The 12,280-nt window shown below is 53.2% G+C and carries 14 protein-coding genes; 11 read left to right on the plus strand and 3 right to left on the minus strand.

Annotated elements, in window-relative coordinates; genetic code table 11:
• Positions 1 to 3: 3 nt before the first annotated feature.
• Genes traN through EJL04_RS12070 form a run of 4 tightly spaced genes read left to right on the plus strand, consistent with a single transcriptional unit; the run spans position 4 to position 4,428 of the window.
• Entirely contained in the window at positions 4 to 888 is an 885-nt protein-coding gene (traN, locus tag EJL04_RS12055) for a conjugative transposon protein TraN (protein WP_125105088.1), read from the plus strand.
• Positions 888 to 1,352, plus strand: coding sequence for a hypothetical protein (locus EJL04_RS12060; RefSeq protein WP_125105361.1), 465 nt, complete (start codon positions 888 to 890; stop codon positions 1,350 to 1,352). Before traN ends, EJL04_RS12060 begins: the two co-directional genes overlap by 1 nt.
• Before the next feature lie 24 nt (positions 1,353 to 1,376).
• On the plus strand, positions 1,377 to 3,686 hold the full coding sequence (locus EJL04_RS12065; RefSeq protein ID WP_125105089.1) for a type IV secretory system conjugative DNA transfer family protein: 2,310 nt from the start codon (positions 1,377 to 1,379) through the stop codon (positions 3,684 to 3,686).
• 46 nt (positions 3,687 to 3,732) lie between these two features.
• Positions 3,733 to 4,428, plus strand: coding sequence for a TraX family protein (locus tag EJL04_RS12070; RefSeq protein WP_125105090.1), 696 nt, complete (start codon positions 3,733 to 3,735; stop codon positions 4,426 to 4,428).
• Positions 4,429 to 4,432: 4 nt separating this feature from the next.
• Here EJL04_RS12070 and EJL04_RS12075 read toward each other — a convergent pair whose 3' ends face one another.
• Together EJL04_RS12075 and EJL04_RS12080 are read right to left on the minus strand one after the other, a co-directional pair.
• A complete protein-coding gene (locus EJL04_RS12075) occupies positions 4,433 to 5,101 on the minus strand; it encodes an AlkZ-related protein (protein WP_338142724.1) in 669 nt (222 codons plus the stop codon).
• 10 nt (positions 5,102 to 5,111) lie between these two features.
• Positions 5,112 to 5,477, minus strand: coding sequence for a DUF2200 domain-containing protein (locus EJL04_RS12080; RefSeq protein WP_125105091.1), 366 nt, complete (start codon positions 5,475 to 5,477; stop codon positions 5,112 to 5,114).
• Positions 5,478 to 5,744: 267 nt separating this feature from the next.
• Between EJL04_RS12080 and EJL04_RS12085 the strand changes: the two genes are divergently transcribed.
• Genes EJL04_RS12085 through EJL04_RS12095 form a run of 3 tightly spaced genes read left to right on the plus strand, consistent with a single transcriptional unit; the run spans position 5,745 to position 7,902 of the window.
• Positions 5,745 to 6,731, plus strand: a complete 987-nt coding sequence (locus EJL04_RS12085; RefSeq protein ID WP_125105092.1) for a DUF3592 domain-containing protein — start codon at positions 5,745 to 5,747, stop codon at positions 6,729 to 6,731.
• Positions 6,732 to 6,769: 38 nt separating this feature from the next.
• Positions 6,770 to 7,483, plus strand: a complete 714-nt coding sequence (locus tag EJL04_RS12090; protein WP_164511761.1) for a DUF3592 domain-containing protein — start codon at positions 6,770 to 6,772, stop codon at positions 7,481 to 7,483.
• A gap of 14 nt (positions 7,484 to 7,497) precedes the next feature.
• Positions 7,498 to 7,902, plus strand: a complete 405-nt coding sequence (locus EJL04_RS12095; protein WP_239446186.1) for a hypothetical protein — start codon at positions 7,498 to 7,500, stop codon at positions 7,900 to 7,902.
• A gap of 1 nt (position 7,903) precedes the next feature.
• Here EJL04_RS12095 and EJL04_RS12100 read toward each other — a convergent pair whose 3' ends face one another.
• Positions 7,904 to 8,500 (minus strand): glucosaminidase domain-containing protein, encoded by a 597-nt coding sequence (locus EJL04_RS12100; protein WP_125105094.1) that lies wholly within the window; start codon positions 8,498 to 8,500, stop codon positions 7,904 to 7,906.
• Between the two features lie 89 nt (positions 8,501 to 8,589).
• On the opposite strand from EJL04_RS12100, the gene EJL04_RS12105 reads away from it, so the two are divergent.
• The 4 genes from EJL04_RS12105 to EJL04_RS12120 are packed head-to-tail and all read left to right on the plus strand — an operon-like array spanning position 8,590 to position 12,277.
• On the plus strand, positions 8,590 to 9,366 hold the full coding sequence (locus tag EJL04_RS12105) for a DUF4099 domain-containing protein (protein WP_087330403.1): 777 nt from the start codon (positions 8,590 to 8,592) through the stop codon (positions 9,364 to 9,366).
• A 12-nt stretch (positions 9,367 to 9,378) separates the two neighbouring features.
• Positions 9,379 to 10,704 (plus strand): MutS N-terminal domain-containing protein, encoded by a 1,326-nt coding sequence (locus EJL04_RS12110; RefSeq protein WP_125105095.1) that lies wholly within the window; start codon positions 9,379 to 9,381, stop codon positions 10,702 to 10,704.
• Positions 10,705 to 10,734: 30 nt separating this feature from the next.
• Positions 10,735 to 10,965 (plus strand): hypothetical protein, encoded by a 231-nt coding sequence (locus EJL04_RS12115; protein WP_125105096.1) that lies wholly within the window; start codon positions 10,735 to 10,737, stop codon positions 10,963 to 10,965.
• The gene (locus EJL04_RS12120) at positions 10,949 to 12,277 is read left to right on the plus strand and encodes an ArdC family protein (protein ID WP_125105097.1); all 1,329 of its coding nucleotides are present in this window, start codon (positions 10,949 to 10,951) and stop codon (positions 12,275 to 12,277) included. The genes EJL04_RS12115 and EJL04_RS12120 overlap by 17 nt, the downstream gene beginning before the upstream one ends.
• Positions 12,278 to 12,280 lie beyond the last annotated feature (3 nt).

The following is a 12,280-nucleotide window of genomic DNA, read 5'->3' on the forward strand; positions in this document are numbered from 1 at the left end:
TATATGAAAGCAAGAACCATCTTACTGACTTTGCTCTGTGCCGTGGGCATGGCCGCCTACGCCAACGAGAAAATCTATGTCAACCGGGATGTGACCACACACATCGTCATGCCCGAACCCATCAAGCTGGTGGACATCTCCACCCCGAAGATTGCCGGGAATCAGTGTACGGACAACATCGTCCGCATCAAGCCGTACCATGATGAGGGTGATTCCATACAGTCCGGCGGCTACACGGAGAACGAGCTGCTGGGCACCATCACGCTCATCGGGGAAAGACACATCGCGCAATATGACGTCCTTTATACCGAAGAGCCAGGACAGGCGGCCGCCATCTTCGAGGTGCCGTACACCCACACGCAGTCCTACATCAACCCAGAAGTCACCATGCCCATGTCCGAGATGGCACGCTATGCGTGGGCGGTGTACGGCAGCAGGCGCAAGTACAACCAGATCGTGACGAGGGCGCACGGGATGAAGGCCACGGTCAACAACATCTACGCCGTCGGGGATTACTTCTTCATCGACTTTTCGCTGTGCAACAAAACGAAGATTCCCTACGACATCGAGGAAATCCGCGTGAAGCTCACGGACAAGAAGGAAACCAAGGCGACCAACTCGCAGACCATTGAGCTGTCGCCCGTGTTCACGCTCAACTCCACGAGGAAGTTCAAAAAGGACTACCGCAACGTGATGGTGCTGCCCAAGCTGACCTTCCCCGACGAGAAGGTGTTGCGCATTGAAATATCCGAGAACCAGATCAGCGGACGGGTCATCGTGCTGACCCTCGAATACGAGGACATCCTCCATGCGGACGGCTTCGATGCCGACATCCTGAAGGACGCTGCCTACTATCCTTATTACTACATCTCTTATTCTGACAAATGATGAAGAAGTTTCTGATTACCTTATGCTGTGCGGCCGTTTCCATTGGCGCATCCGCACAGGACGGCAAGCTGGCGGTAAACGCCGGCTTCCTGTTCCCGTCCACCCTGAACGCAACAATCGGCTACGAGCGTCCGTTGTCATACGGGAATGCCGTGGAACTGTACGGCGAGGCCGGCACCCATTGGCAGGAAAAGGATTTCTGGAAAGGCTACTATTGGGACGGCGGCATCGTCTACAAGCATCGGCTGGTGCGCTATAAGAACGGTATGCTGCGTTTCCGCTTCGGCCCGCAGTTCGGCGCGGTGCAAAAACGGTTCTTCATCGGATTGGAGGGAGGGTTTGAATACAGCTATGTATTCCGTAACGGCTGGGAGTTCGCCCTGATACAGAAGAACAACGTGAACTTCCTGCACGGCGACACGTTCCGCAACGGGTTGTTGTTTGGAATGAGAATTCCTTTTTAACCACTTGTAAACAAAACAGAAGGCATGGCATTTGAAGAGACAAGGGAACAGCAGCAGATGTACAACTATTTCCGCAGTTGTATTTACATCTTCCTGATTATAGAGATTGTGATGAACCTGCCTGTCACGGCGGACAACCGCATCACGCAGTTCATTCTCGATCTGTTGGGGCGTTTCAAGGTATTCAACACCGTATCGGGCTGCAAGGTGGCGGAGCTGGTGTGCATCTGCATCGTCTGTATCGGCACCAAGGCGAAGAAGGCGTTGAAGTTCAATGTGCGCACGATGGTGGTCTATCCCGTGCTGGCCGGGTTGACCCTTGTCGGGCTGTGCTTCGTGTTCCACGGGATGTATTTCGGCGTCAGCTGGTTCGGTTTCCCTGCCAACCGCATCCTCTACGCCATCTGCTCGGTTGTCGGCACCATGCTGGTGCATCAGGGGCTGGACGGCATCGCCAAGTATTACAACAACAAGGTGGGCGAAGACCGCTTCAACTTCGAGAACGAATCGTTTCAACAGTCGGAGAATCTTGTCGCCAATGACTATTCAGTGAACATCCCCATGATATACTATTGGAAACGGAAGATGCACAAGGGATGGATAAACATCATCAACCCGTTCCGTGGGACAATCGTGTTGGGAACGCCCGGTTCTGGAAAGTCCTTCGGTGTCATTGACCCGTTCATCCGGCAGCACGCCGCCAAGGGGTTCGCCATGATGGTCTATGACTTCAAGTACCCCACGCTTGCCAAGACGCTCTTCTACCAGTTCTGCAAGAACCGGAAGGCCGGCAGGCTGCCTGCCAACTGCGGTTTCCGCACCATCAACTTTACCGATGTGGAGTATTCCGACCGCATCAATCCCATACAGCGGAAGTACATCCCCGACCTTGCGGCGGCTTCGGAAACGGCGGCTACCCTGCTGGCATCGCTCAACAAGGGCGGCGGCGAGAAGAAGGGAGGCTCAGAGGCGTTCTTCACCAACTCGGCGGAGAACTTCCTCGCGGCCATCATCTACTTCTTCGTAAACTTCCACCCCGTAGGCTTCAAGGACGGCAGGAAGCTCAGGCGCTTCATCCTACACGAGGGAAAGAAGCTGGAAATCGTCATCAGAAATTGGGACGACTTCAATGCCATTGACAAGGACGGCAACGTAGTGCTGGATTTTGTGGACGAAAAAGGTAATGACGTCTCCACTGACGAAGATAGGATGTTCGTAGACTTGAACGGTTACAGCTACAAAGACCGCACAGGGAAGCTGATACGTATCGACCGCTGCTGGTATGAGGACAAGGACGGCAACGAGGTGGAACCGGACACCATTACGGGGGAATATTCGGATATGCCGCACGTGCTCTCTTTTCTGGGTAGGCCATACGACCAGGTGTTCAACATCCTCATGCAGGACGATAAGATAGCCTCGCTCATGGCGCCGTTCAAGAGTGCCTACGAGAACAAGGCCAACGACCAGCTGGAAGGAATGGTGGGCACGCTCCGCGTCAACGCCGCAAGGCTCGTGTCGCCGGAAGCCTATTGGGTGTTCACCGGAGACGACTTCGACCTGAAGATTTCCGACAGGGAGCATCCGAGTTATCTCGTGATAGCCAACGACCCGGAAAAGGAGCAGGTCATCGGCTCGCTCAACGCCCTTGTGCTGAACCGCCTGATAACCCGGGTGAACTCCAAGGGGAACATCCCGGTGAGCATCATCGTGGACGAGCTGCCCACGCTGTACTTCCACAAGATTGACCGACTTATCGGTACGGCACGCTCCAACAAGGTGGCCGTGACATTAGGTTTTCAGGAACTTCCACAACTGGAGGCGGACTACGGCAAGGTGGGGATGCAGAAAATCATCACCACGTGCGGCAACATCTTCATGGGGGCTGCCCGTAACAAGGAGACGCTGGAATGGGCGCAGAACGACGTGTTCGGCAAGGCCAAGCAGACCTCGCGCTCCATATCCATCAACGACCAGAAGGTGTCCACCACCATATCAGAGAAGATGGACTACCTCGTTCCGGCGGCGAAGATAGCGGACATGGCCACCGGATGGCTGGCCGGACAGGCGGCGCGCGACTTCACCGCCACGGACGAGAGTATGTTGGAGAAGTTCGACATCGAACAGTCGGAGGAGTTCAAGACCACCAAGTATTTCTGCAAGACGCACTTCGACATGAAGAAGATTAAGGACGAGGAGGAACACTACGTGCCGCTGCCCAAAATCTACGAGTTCAAGAACGACAGGGAGAAGGAAATTCTGCTCAACCGCAATTTCAAACGGGTTAATCAGGAGGTAGAGGATATGGTCAAGGAACTGCTTGGAATGAGCTAAGTGATTGTCTAACCGTTTCTGATAACATATTGAAAGATAATGATATATGAATATTGGTTCGACTTCCTATCTGCCTGAACCGCTTCCTTTGTTGAGCGGAAGCGCATTGAAAATCATCGCCGTGGTTTCCATGGTTATTGACCATTACGCATATTATCTTATGGATGGCAATACAATGACTTATGAGGTGATGCGGTGCTTCGGGCGTATCGCCTTCCCCGTGTTCGCTTTCCTGGTTGCGGAAGGTTTCGCCCATACGCGGAACAGGATGCGGCACTTCCTTTCCCTCATGTTGTTCGCAGTCGTCAGCGAAGTGCCGTGGTATCTGTTGAACGGTGCGGACGGCACGCACAACGTGATGTTCACGCTGGCCTTGGGAGTGGCGGCATTGGCCGCATTCGAGAGGCTTTGGGAACATCGTATCTTATGCTGTTGTTCCATATTGATGACGGCATGGCTAGCGGCATGGTTGGAAGCGGACTACGAATGGAGGGGTGTGCTGATGATAGTAGTGTTCTACCTGTTGAATATGGGCAAGAACACACCGGTCACTTTGCGCAGGATAATGCAGCTGCTGTTTGCTTTTCCGCTGATGATGCACTACGGCATAATCGGTGCGCTGCTTGCCTGTGCGGTCATCTTCCTGTATAACGGCACAAGGGGGTTCATCCACGGGAATGTGGCCAAGTACTGTTTCTATGCCTTTTATCCAGCACATCTGTTCCTTTTATGCATCTGTTGAATGTTCACTTCAACAGGAAGTCAAATAAACGTCCGTCCGCATCCGGGAACAATCCTTGAAAGTGCTTTTCTATCCGCCGGCGCGACTCTTCGGGAGTGCGGTCGGGATGGCAGCTGTCCTTGCCCAAGAGGACTTCAGGCATGGTAAGCAACGACCATCCCCCAGCCGTAGTTGCGCCCGTGCCGGTCTTTCGGATAGACGAAATCCTCCGTGACGATATAACAGCCCATTTCAAGACGTGAGATGTAGGTATCGAACTTGCCGCGCATCTTCGTTCCCGTAAAGCCGCAGGCTTTGCGCAGTCACGGGTAATCATGCTGCCGTTTTCCTGCAATGTCTGAAGTATCATGTCCTCAATGCTGCTTTCCTCCGGATGTGGATACACATTTCGGCGCCAGTTGCAGAAGTCCGGCCACCATTCGCGGCTTATGAAGGCAGCTTTCCGGTCAAAGAACTTGCCGTATGCGCATCCGCTCTCCCGGATGATGTCGCCTTTCCATTCCCATAGCGGCCATTCCCATCCGCCGTCGGGCAACGTGACGTAACGGCATTCCTCGTCAACCGCTTCTTCCGCCGACCATCCGTCCAGTCCCATGTGCAGCAACGGCAGGAAGCCGATTTCGTTGATGTATTCAACCAATCCGCTGCAATTATATATCTCGTTTATTTTCATGGCAACTTTTTTATGTATTCGGACAAGAGTTCCTTAGAATCTTATCCATGCTCTTCCCTTTGGCAAGTTCGTCAACGAGCTTGTCAAGATACCTTATCTCACGCATCAGTGGTTCTGCAATGATCTCGACCCGAACACCGCAGACCGTTCCCTTGATAAGCAGGCGGTCGGGATTCAACTGTGGGGCGTTCTGAAAAAAATCGCCGTATGTAATGTCGGTGGCGAGAATTTCCGTAAGCTGTCCGGGCGTGTACCCTGTGAGCCATTGCACAATCTGCCGCACCTCGCTTTCCGACCGTCCCTTCCGTTCGGCCTTGGCAACCAGCAAGGGATAGACCTTGGCCAACGGCATCTGATATACTTTGTTCGTTTCCATGACACATTTATATGATGGCTGTTCACGTTCGTTTATATTGGGACAAAGTTGCTGTTCTTTTGCTAATCAGGCAATTTCCAGCTCGTTTCTTGTCATATTCTACAAAATTTTAGGAAAAGGCGTCGGAAATCATAGGTTTATGCACTTGTAATTATCTATATTCCGCCATAATTTGGTTTATGCTATTCGCCATATTTCACAATGCTGTAACCGTGATGAAACATCAGGATGCTATTTTTGTCATCAAATCCATTAAACATTCGTATCATGAAAGAAAAGGACCTGCGCAAAGAAGTCTATAAAGAAAGCAAGAAGAGCCAACGAAAGGAAACGGTTATTGTCTTTGCAGTAATAGCCGGGGCAGGTGCTCTTTTCTGGTGCGCATTGATTCCGATTAATTTTTGGTTTGGTTGTGGATTAGGCCTTTTCTTAATCGCAGTGGCTTGCTTCTTTGCCCATGCTACCTGGAAGAGGCATCAGACGGAGCTTCACGCGGTTGCGCAAGGTATCTTGACGGAAGCCGAAGTGGTGGAACTGAAGGATGAAAAGGACTCTGACGGCAAGCTGACGACAATGGCCGTCTATGAATTTGCCTTGCCCGGAGGCTCGAAGCAGCGCTTCAAGGAATCCGTTTCTTCCTCGATGGCAGGGATTTTTGGGCTGATACGGGTGGGCGTCAAGCTTCCCCTGTTTGTTGACCGGAATAATCCGGACATTTTCTATAAGATGAAACACCGCCTTACGGAACAATCCGTTCCGGATATGGACGATGCCGTCATCAGCCAATACCTCGGAAAGTATGGGAATAGCTTGGACAGGCTACGGCCTGAGGAGGTTGTCCGGGGATACAAGATGTTCGGGCGGATATGGAGGACATTCTTAGGGCTCGTCATCGCCGGTGCGTTGGCAGGCATCGGTTTCGTGGTGTACAATAACTGGCGGAATATGCGCCATGACGACATCGGGCTTCCTCCCGGCGTGTTTATTTCCCTCATAGGCACTACGGAGGTCTACCAGTATTTCCCCGAAACCAATGAGTGGAGCTACTATGCAGATGATTTTGGTGTAGCGCGGACAGCCCGTTGGCGTTATGACAGCAAATGCCGCAAGCCGCTCCAACTGGGCTACACCGGTGCCTCTTTTACATCCCAAGGGGCGAGCGACTGGCCGGAACTGCTCATTCCCGAAAGTTACCGTGATCGGTTGGACGAGTTTGCCGCAGACAAGACGGACAACAGTTTGACTCCTCCATGATTTATCATTTGTCCTATTCACTAAAAAACATATTCATTATGTATCCCGACAGAGAGAAGGCATTGGCCAAAGGCAGACGGAAAGGCAAAACCTTTATCCGCGTATTCTGCGGCATATTTATTTCGGTAGGTATTATCCTGCTCATCGTCGGCATCGCCGTTGGTGTCAGCGGCCACACATTCCGGCAAAAGGCTGAACCGACGGATGCCGTTATCTTGGCCATGCGCGGAGCGAGCAGCGAATCGTTGGGTACTCCTGTCGTGGAATATACCGTAGACGGAAAATCCTATACGGCCATGCTCAACATGGCATCCTCGTCCATGTATCCGGGCAAGCGGATAACCATATATTATCAGAAAAACAATCCGCGGGAAGTGCGCTATCTGGACGATAACGGTTGGCTGATTCTCATCTTCGCGTTTATAGGAACCGTGTTTACCGGAATTGGGACGGCCTTCTGGCTGGTGAAACGCAGCCATGAGCGGAAAGCCCGTCAGCTGTTGGCAACGGGGGAAGTGGTGGAAGCGGAAATTACAGGCATCGGTGAAGATACAAGCAGTTCGATGAACGGACATCATCCTATCATGGTCAGTTGCCGCTACACCGCACCGGATGGACGGGTGTACTTCTTCCGCAGCGGTTCCTTCTGGTATGAAAGCTACGAGATAGACCCGAAGAAGAAGGTGCGCGTGTATGTGGACCGCAACAATCCGGCAAATTATTATGTAGATGTGGACAGTGCCGTAGGATAAAGAGTCATCCCTTTATGCAAAGAATTATGCGGCTATTGAAATCATTTATCGTTTGGATATGCTTCATCCCTGTGGCAATACTCAATGGCGGATTGCGTGAATATGTACTGGTCAAGTTTATTGGAGAAGAAACGGCATTACCCGTGAGCGGGATATTGCTAAGCGTATTCATCTTTCTGGTAACATGGCTGATGCTTCCCCGTTTGGTAAAAGGCTGTGGCATGAAAGGCTGTCTGGCAATAGGTGTTTGCTGGGCGTTATTGACCGCAGCCTTCGAGTCTGCCGCCGGAATTACCGGAGGCAGTACCATTACGGAAATTCTTGCCGCCTACAATCCATCGACGGGCAATCTGTGGGTGCTTGTATTGGCGACGACATTACTGTCACCTGTGCTGCTGAAAATGTTCAAACAGATTTAATTTAGAGGTATTGCTCCAATATACGGCTTAGCGAACGGACATACCTTGGGTCTTCCGCATAGCCGATGTTCTTCAGCCAAAGGAGATAGTCACCGCCCTTGAACTTGTACTGTACCTTGGTATAATAGGCCCGGACACTTTCCGTCCAATGGCCGAACTCAAAGTATTTCCCTGTCCGTGGGTTGGTCAGGCCGAACAGATTGTGCTTGTTCCTGCATACCGGGGAGGTGAACCATCCGGTTTCAAGGATGGCCTGTGCCAATACGATTTTCGGATATTGTATTCTGTTTTGTATAATTTCCGCATAAAGATTGGGAATGGTCAGTTCGGGAAGCTCTGATTTTAGGGATATCCTTTTGTTACCTTTTTGGCCTTTTCCCTTATTCTTTTCCTTTATCGGGGTATTTATGTGCAAGGTGTCGTTTCTGACACTTTGCACAATGTTGCTGATTGTATCATCTTCTTTTGCAGCTGTTTGCATTGTTTCCTTTCCGGAATCGGGCATTAAGTCTGAGTCTTTGGTAATGGTGTAAAACTGTGCGGAAGCCGTGATGGGCAGAAGCAACAGCATCAGTGACGACAGAATAGTGTTGTGCATTTCTTTTTCTCGTTTGGGTGAAAATACTTTTGCAGGGTGTTCAAGCGGTTCCGGCCGCAAAATTAACCCGTAAAAACAAGTTTGAAGAAATGGACAACAGAAATCTATCCGAAACGCTGCCCTACGGAAAGCTGGCAATGTTGGGCATTGACAGGGAAAAGGCAGACCTCCTGCCGCAGGAAGTGAAGGAAAAGCTGCTCTCCGGCGAAATCACGCCCCTTGTGCAAGTATCCATCCGTGCGCAGAATGGCAATGCTGTCACGCTGCCGCTCAAACTCCAGATGGTGGCCGACAGGCAAGGCAACCCGGCTTTGATGGCCTATCCCGTCAGGGCGGCTCTCGAAACGGAACGCAACAAGGCTATCGCCCTGACGGAACAGGAAGCGGAACGCCTCAGAAAGGGGGAAGTCATCCAAAAGGCCGTGGATGTGAACGGCGAAAAGACCCGGCAGTACCTCCAGCTTGACCCGGAAACGAAGTCCGTCATTCACCGCCGCGTAACTGAAATACGGCTGGAACAAAAGCTGAAGGACATGGAGAAGGTGAACGACATCGAGCTGGGCACGCAGCAGAAGCAACAGGTACGCGACGGCAAGCCCGTGGAACTCAATGTCGGCGGCGAGAAGGTGTCGGTCGGCGTTGACCTGAGGGAGCCGCAGGGCTTCAAAGTCATCAAGGGCGACCTGAAGGAATGGGAACGGCAACAGAAGATTCGTTACGACGAGCTGCATCCCGAATACCTCGGACTGGTGCAGACCGACAACAACCGCTGGGAATACCGGAAGGTCGTGGACAGGCAGTCGCAGGAACGCGCCATGAAGCTGCATTCCCCAAAAGAAAATATCACTCAAAGTCTTAAACGCTAAATCCATCCGCTTATGGCGAAAAAAGCAGAACTGGAAAATGTCCCAGACGTATTGGGACAGTTTAACTCGCTGAAACAGAAACATCCCGACGCGATGCTCCTCTTCCGCAAGGGGGATTTTTACGAGATGTACAAGGAGGATGCGGTCAAGGCCGCCGCCGTACTGGCCATCACGCTGACCAGCAGAGTTCTTCCCGGTGAGAAAGACCCCGTCAAATACACCCTGTTTCCCTATCACGCCTTGGATGTATATCTTCCCAAACTGATACGCTCTGGGCAGAGGGTGGCCATCTGTGACCAGCTCGAAACACCCAAACTGAAAAAGGAAGAGCAAACCAAGCAAAAGACCGGGGAGAAAACCAAGGTAAAAGAAGAAATCATACCCAACAATACCGATATGGCAAAGAAGAAGAAAGAACAGGCCGTGCAGGATAAGCCTGTCCAAACTGCCCCCAATGAGGTGAAGGAGAAACCTGCCCGTCAGAAAAATACGGAACAGAAGGCCGCTGCGGAACAGAAACCCGAAGCAAAGGCGGATGCCAATGTGGAACAGCAGGCCGAGGCGAAGAAGGAACGCAAGCCGCGCGAGCCGCAGATGGTGACGGCCGACGGCGGCAAGGTGACCCACGGCCATGCCTACCAGGGCAAGGACAACCCGGAGGACTGGTATTTCACCGCAAAAATTGACGGGCAGCAGCTCAAGCCGCAGAAGATGGATGCCGCCGACCTCGCCGCCTACCAGAAGAAGGAGCTGACCGTGCCGCAACTGATGGAACGCTACTACCCGACGAAGCTGATGCCGAAAGTGCCGGAGGACACCTACAGGTTCCCCCGGCAGATGGAGGGCGCGGAAGGTGCGGTAGCCATCGAGAAGTTCAATGTCTACAAGGAGAAGGACGAGCAGCGTCCCGACTTCGGACGGTACAAGTTCTATGCCCAGGTGGACGGCGCAAGGATGTCCGCCGTGGCCTCGCGCCAGGACTTGAACGCCTACTTCGACCGGGTGATGACCCCGAACCAGCTCATCGAGAAGAACTTCGGCGAGCGGCTGCACCTGAAGTCCGCCTACGAGAAGTACCGGCTTCCCGAAGGCGTTGACCCCAAGGGCGTCCGTGTGGCGAAAGACCACACCGACAACAAGTGGAAGGTGTATGTGGACATGGGTGACAAGGGCAAGACCGCCCGGCATGAAATCTCCTTTGACGACGGCTATTCGCTTTTCAAGACCCGTACCGCCACACGCGAGCAGATTGCGGCCAAGTACCTCACCCCGGAAATCAACGGGCTGCTCTCGGCCCAGACCAACAGGCTGGAGAAATCAAACTCAATGAAAATGTAAATCACTCACTCATAATAAAATAACATAATTATGTCAGAAGCAATAAAACACGAGGAGCTGGTTGAACTCCTCCAGGAAGGCAAGATAGGCTATCTCCGCTTCGTGCTGGAGGGCGAGAACGGACAGGACTATCTGGAGTGGTGCCGTGCGCACAGCACAGACCCTTCGGACGAGTCCGCCGAGTTTTATGTGGAACAGACGGACATCATGCAGATGGAACGCCAGCTAATCGACGACGAGGACTATGGCATCTGGAACTAATCCGTCATCCGCCAGTTCCGGACAGGCGGCCATAGACCGCTTCGCCGAAATGATGATTAGGCGCATGGAGCAGATGAAGGCGTCCGACTGGAAAAAAGGCTGGATTGGCGGTGCGTCGGGGTACACCGGACTGCCACAGAACGTGGGAGGACGCAACTATTCCGGCTCCAACTCCTTCTTCCTGCAGCTCCACACGGCGGCCAACGGCTACGACCTGCCCGTGTTCCTCACCTTCAAGCAGGCGCACAACCTGAAAGCCCACGTGCTCAAAGGCGAGAAGGCCTTCCCCGTCATCTATTGGGACATGCTCGTGAAAGACAAGGACGGCAGGAAGGTCAGTTCGGAGGAATACCGGGCCATGAGCAAAGAGGAGAAGGAAGGCATGGAGGTCATCCCGTTCGTCAAGGCGTTTCCCGTGTACAACGTGGCGCAGACCAACCTGGCCGAAGTGCAGCCCGAACGGATGCAGAAGCTCATGGACAGGTTCAGGCTGCCCGAACTCCGCGACACGGAAGGCATGTACGCCCACGCCGCGCTTGACAGGATGGTCGAAACGCAGGGCTGGGTCTGCCCGATACAGGCGGACAAGCGTGTGGACGGGGCGTATTACTCGCCGGGACAGGACATCGTGGTGCTGCCCATGAAGGCGCAGTTCAACATTGGGAGTACGCCCGATGAAATCTACCGTGGCGGCATGGAGTTCTATTCCACCATGCTACATGAGATGGCCCACTCCACCATGACACCGCAGCGGCTCAACCGCGACGGCATGGGTAGGTTCGGAGACCCCAAGTATGCCAAGGAGGAGCTTGTCGCCGAACTGACGGCGGCGATGATAAGCCATTCGATGGGCTTTGACTCGAAGGTCACGGACAACTCGGCCGCCTACCTGGATTCGTGGATCGGCGTGTTGAAACAGGAGCCGAAATTCATCGTCTCGGTCATGGCGGACGTGAACAGGGCTTCGGACATGATACTCGACCATGTGGACAGGCAGCGGCTGGCCTTGAACGAACAGCCCTATTTGGCCAAGAACGACCCGCTCGCCCCGCTTGCCCCCGGCGAGGAAGTGCCCTTCAGGAACGCGGCCATCGTCAAGACACGCGGCGGCGACTACGCCATCCGTGCCTCGTATGACGGCGTGGAGCTGGGTCTGAAGAAGGTGTCGAAAGGCACGGCCCGGACTTACTTCCAGCTTACGGACTACAAGGACAAGGCGGCCTTCCTGAACATGACAGCACGCAAGACCTTCGGACCGGAGATTGCCATGATGGGCAGGACGCAGGCCGTAAGCGCCAAGATGAGTATCTAATCC

This window comes from Prevotella marseillensis (genome assembly GCF_900625065.1).
GTDB classification, from domain to species: Bacteria; Bacteroidota; Bacteroidia; order Bacteroidales; family Bacteroidaceae; genus Prevotella; species Prevotella rara.

Bases quoted from the DNA above. Each gene is read 5' to 3' on its own strand.
- traN (WP_125105088.1), top strand. From the start codon at position 4: ATGAAAGCAAGAACCATCTTACTGACTTTGCTCTGTGCCGTGGGCATG.
- EJL04_RS12060 (WP_125105361.1), top strand. From the start codon at position 888: ATGAAGAAGTTTCTGATTACCTTATGCTGTGCGGCCGTTTCCATTGGC.
- EJL04_RS12065 (WP_125105089.1), top strand. From the start codon at position 1,377: ATGGCATTTGAAGAGACAAGGGAACAGCAGCAGATGTACAACTATTTC.
- EJL04_RS12070 (WP_125105090.1), top strand. From the start codon at position 3,733: ATGAATATTGGTTCGACTTCCTATCTGCCTGAACCGCTTCCTTTGTTG.
- EJL04_RS12075 (WP_338142724.1), bottom strand. From the start codon at position 5,101: ATGAAAATAAACGAGATATATAATTGCAGCGGATTGGTTGAATACATC.
- EJL04_RS12080 (WP_125105091.1), bottom strand. From the start codon at position 5,477: ATGGAAACGAACAAAGTATATCAGATGCCGTTGGCCAAGGTCTATCCC.
- EJL04_RS12085 (WP_125105092.1), top strand. From the start codon at position 5,745: ATGAAAGAAAAGGACCTGCGCAAAGAAGTCTATAAAGAAAGCAAGAAG.
- EJL04_RS12090 (WP_164511761.1), top strand. From the start codon at position 6,770: ATGTATCCCGACAGAGAGAAGGCATTGGCCAAAGGCAGACGGAAAGGC.
- EJL04_RS12095 (WP_239446186.1), top strand. From the start codon at position 7,498: ATGCAAAGAATTATGCGGCTATTGAAATCATTTATCGTTTGGATATGC.
- EJL04_RS12100 (WP_125105094.1), bottom strand. From the start codon at position 8,500: ATGCACAACACTATTCTGTCGTCACTGATGCTGTTGCTTCTGCCCATC.
- EJL04_RS12105 (WP_087330403.1), top strand. From the start codon at position 8,590: ATGGACAACAGAAATCTATCCGAAACGCTGCCCTACGGAAAGCTGGCA.
- EJL04_RS12110 (WP_125105095.1), top strand. From the start codon at position 9,379: ATGGCGAAAAAAGCAGAACTGGAAAATGTCCCAGACGTATTGGGACAG.
- EJL04_RS12115 (WP_125105096.1), top strand. From the start codon at position 10,735: ATGTCAGAAGCAATAAAACACGAGGAGCTGGTTGAACTCCTCCAGGAA.
- EJL04_RS12120 (WP_125105097.1), top strand. From the start codon at position 10,949: ATGGCATCTGGAACTAATCCGTCATCCGCCAGTTCCGGACAGGCGGCC.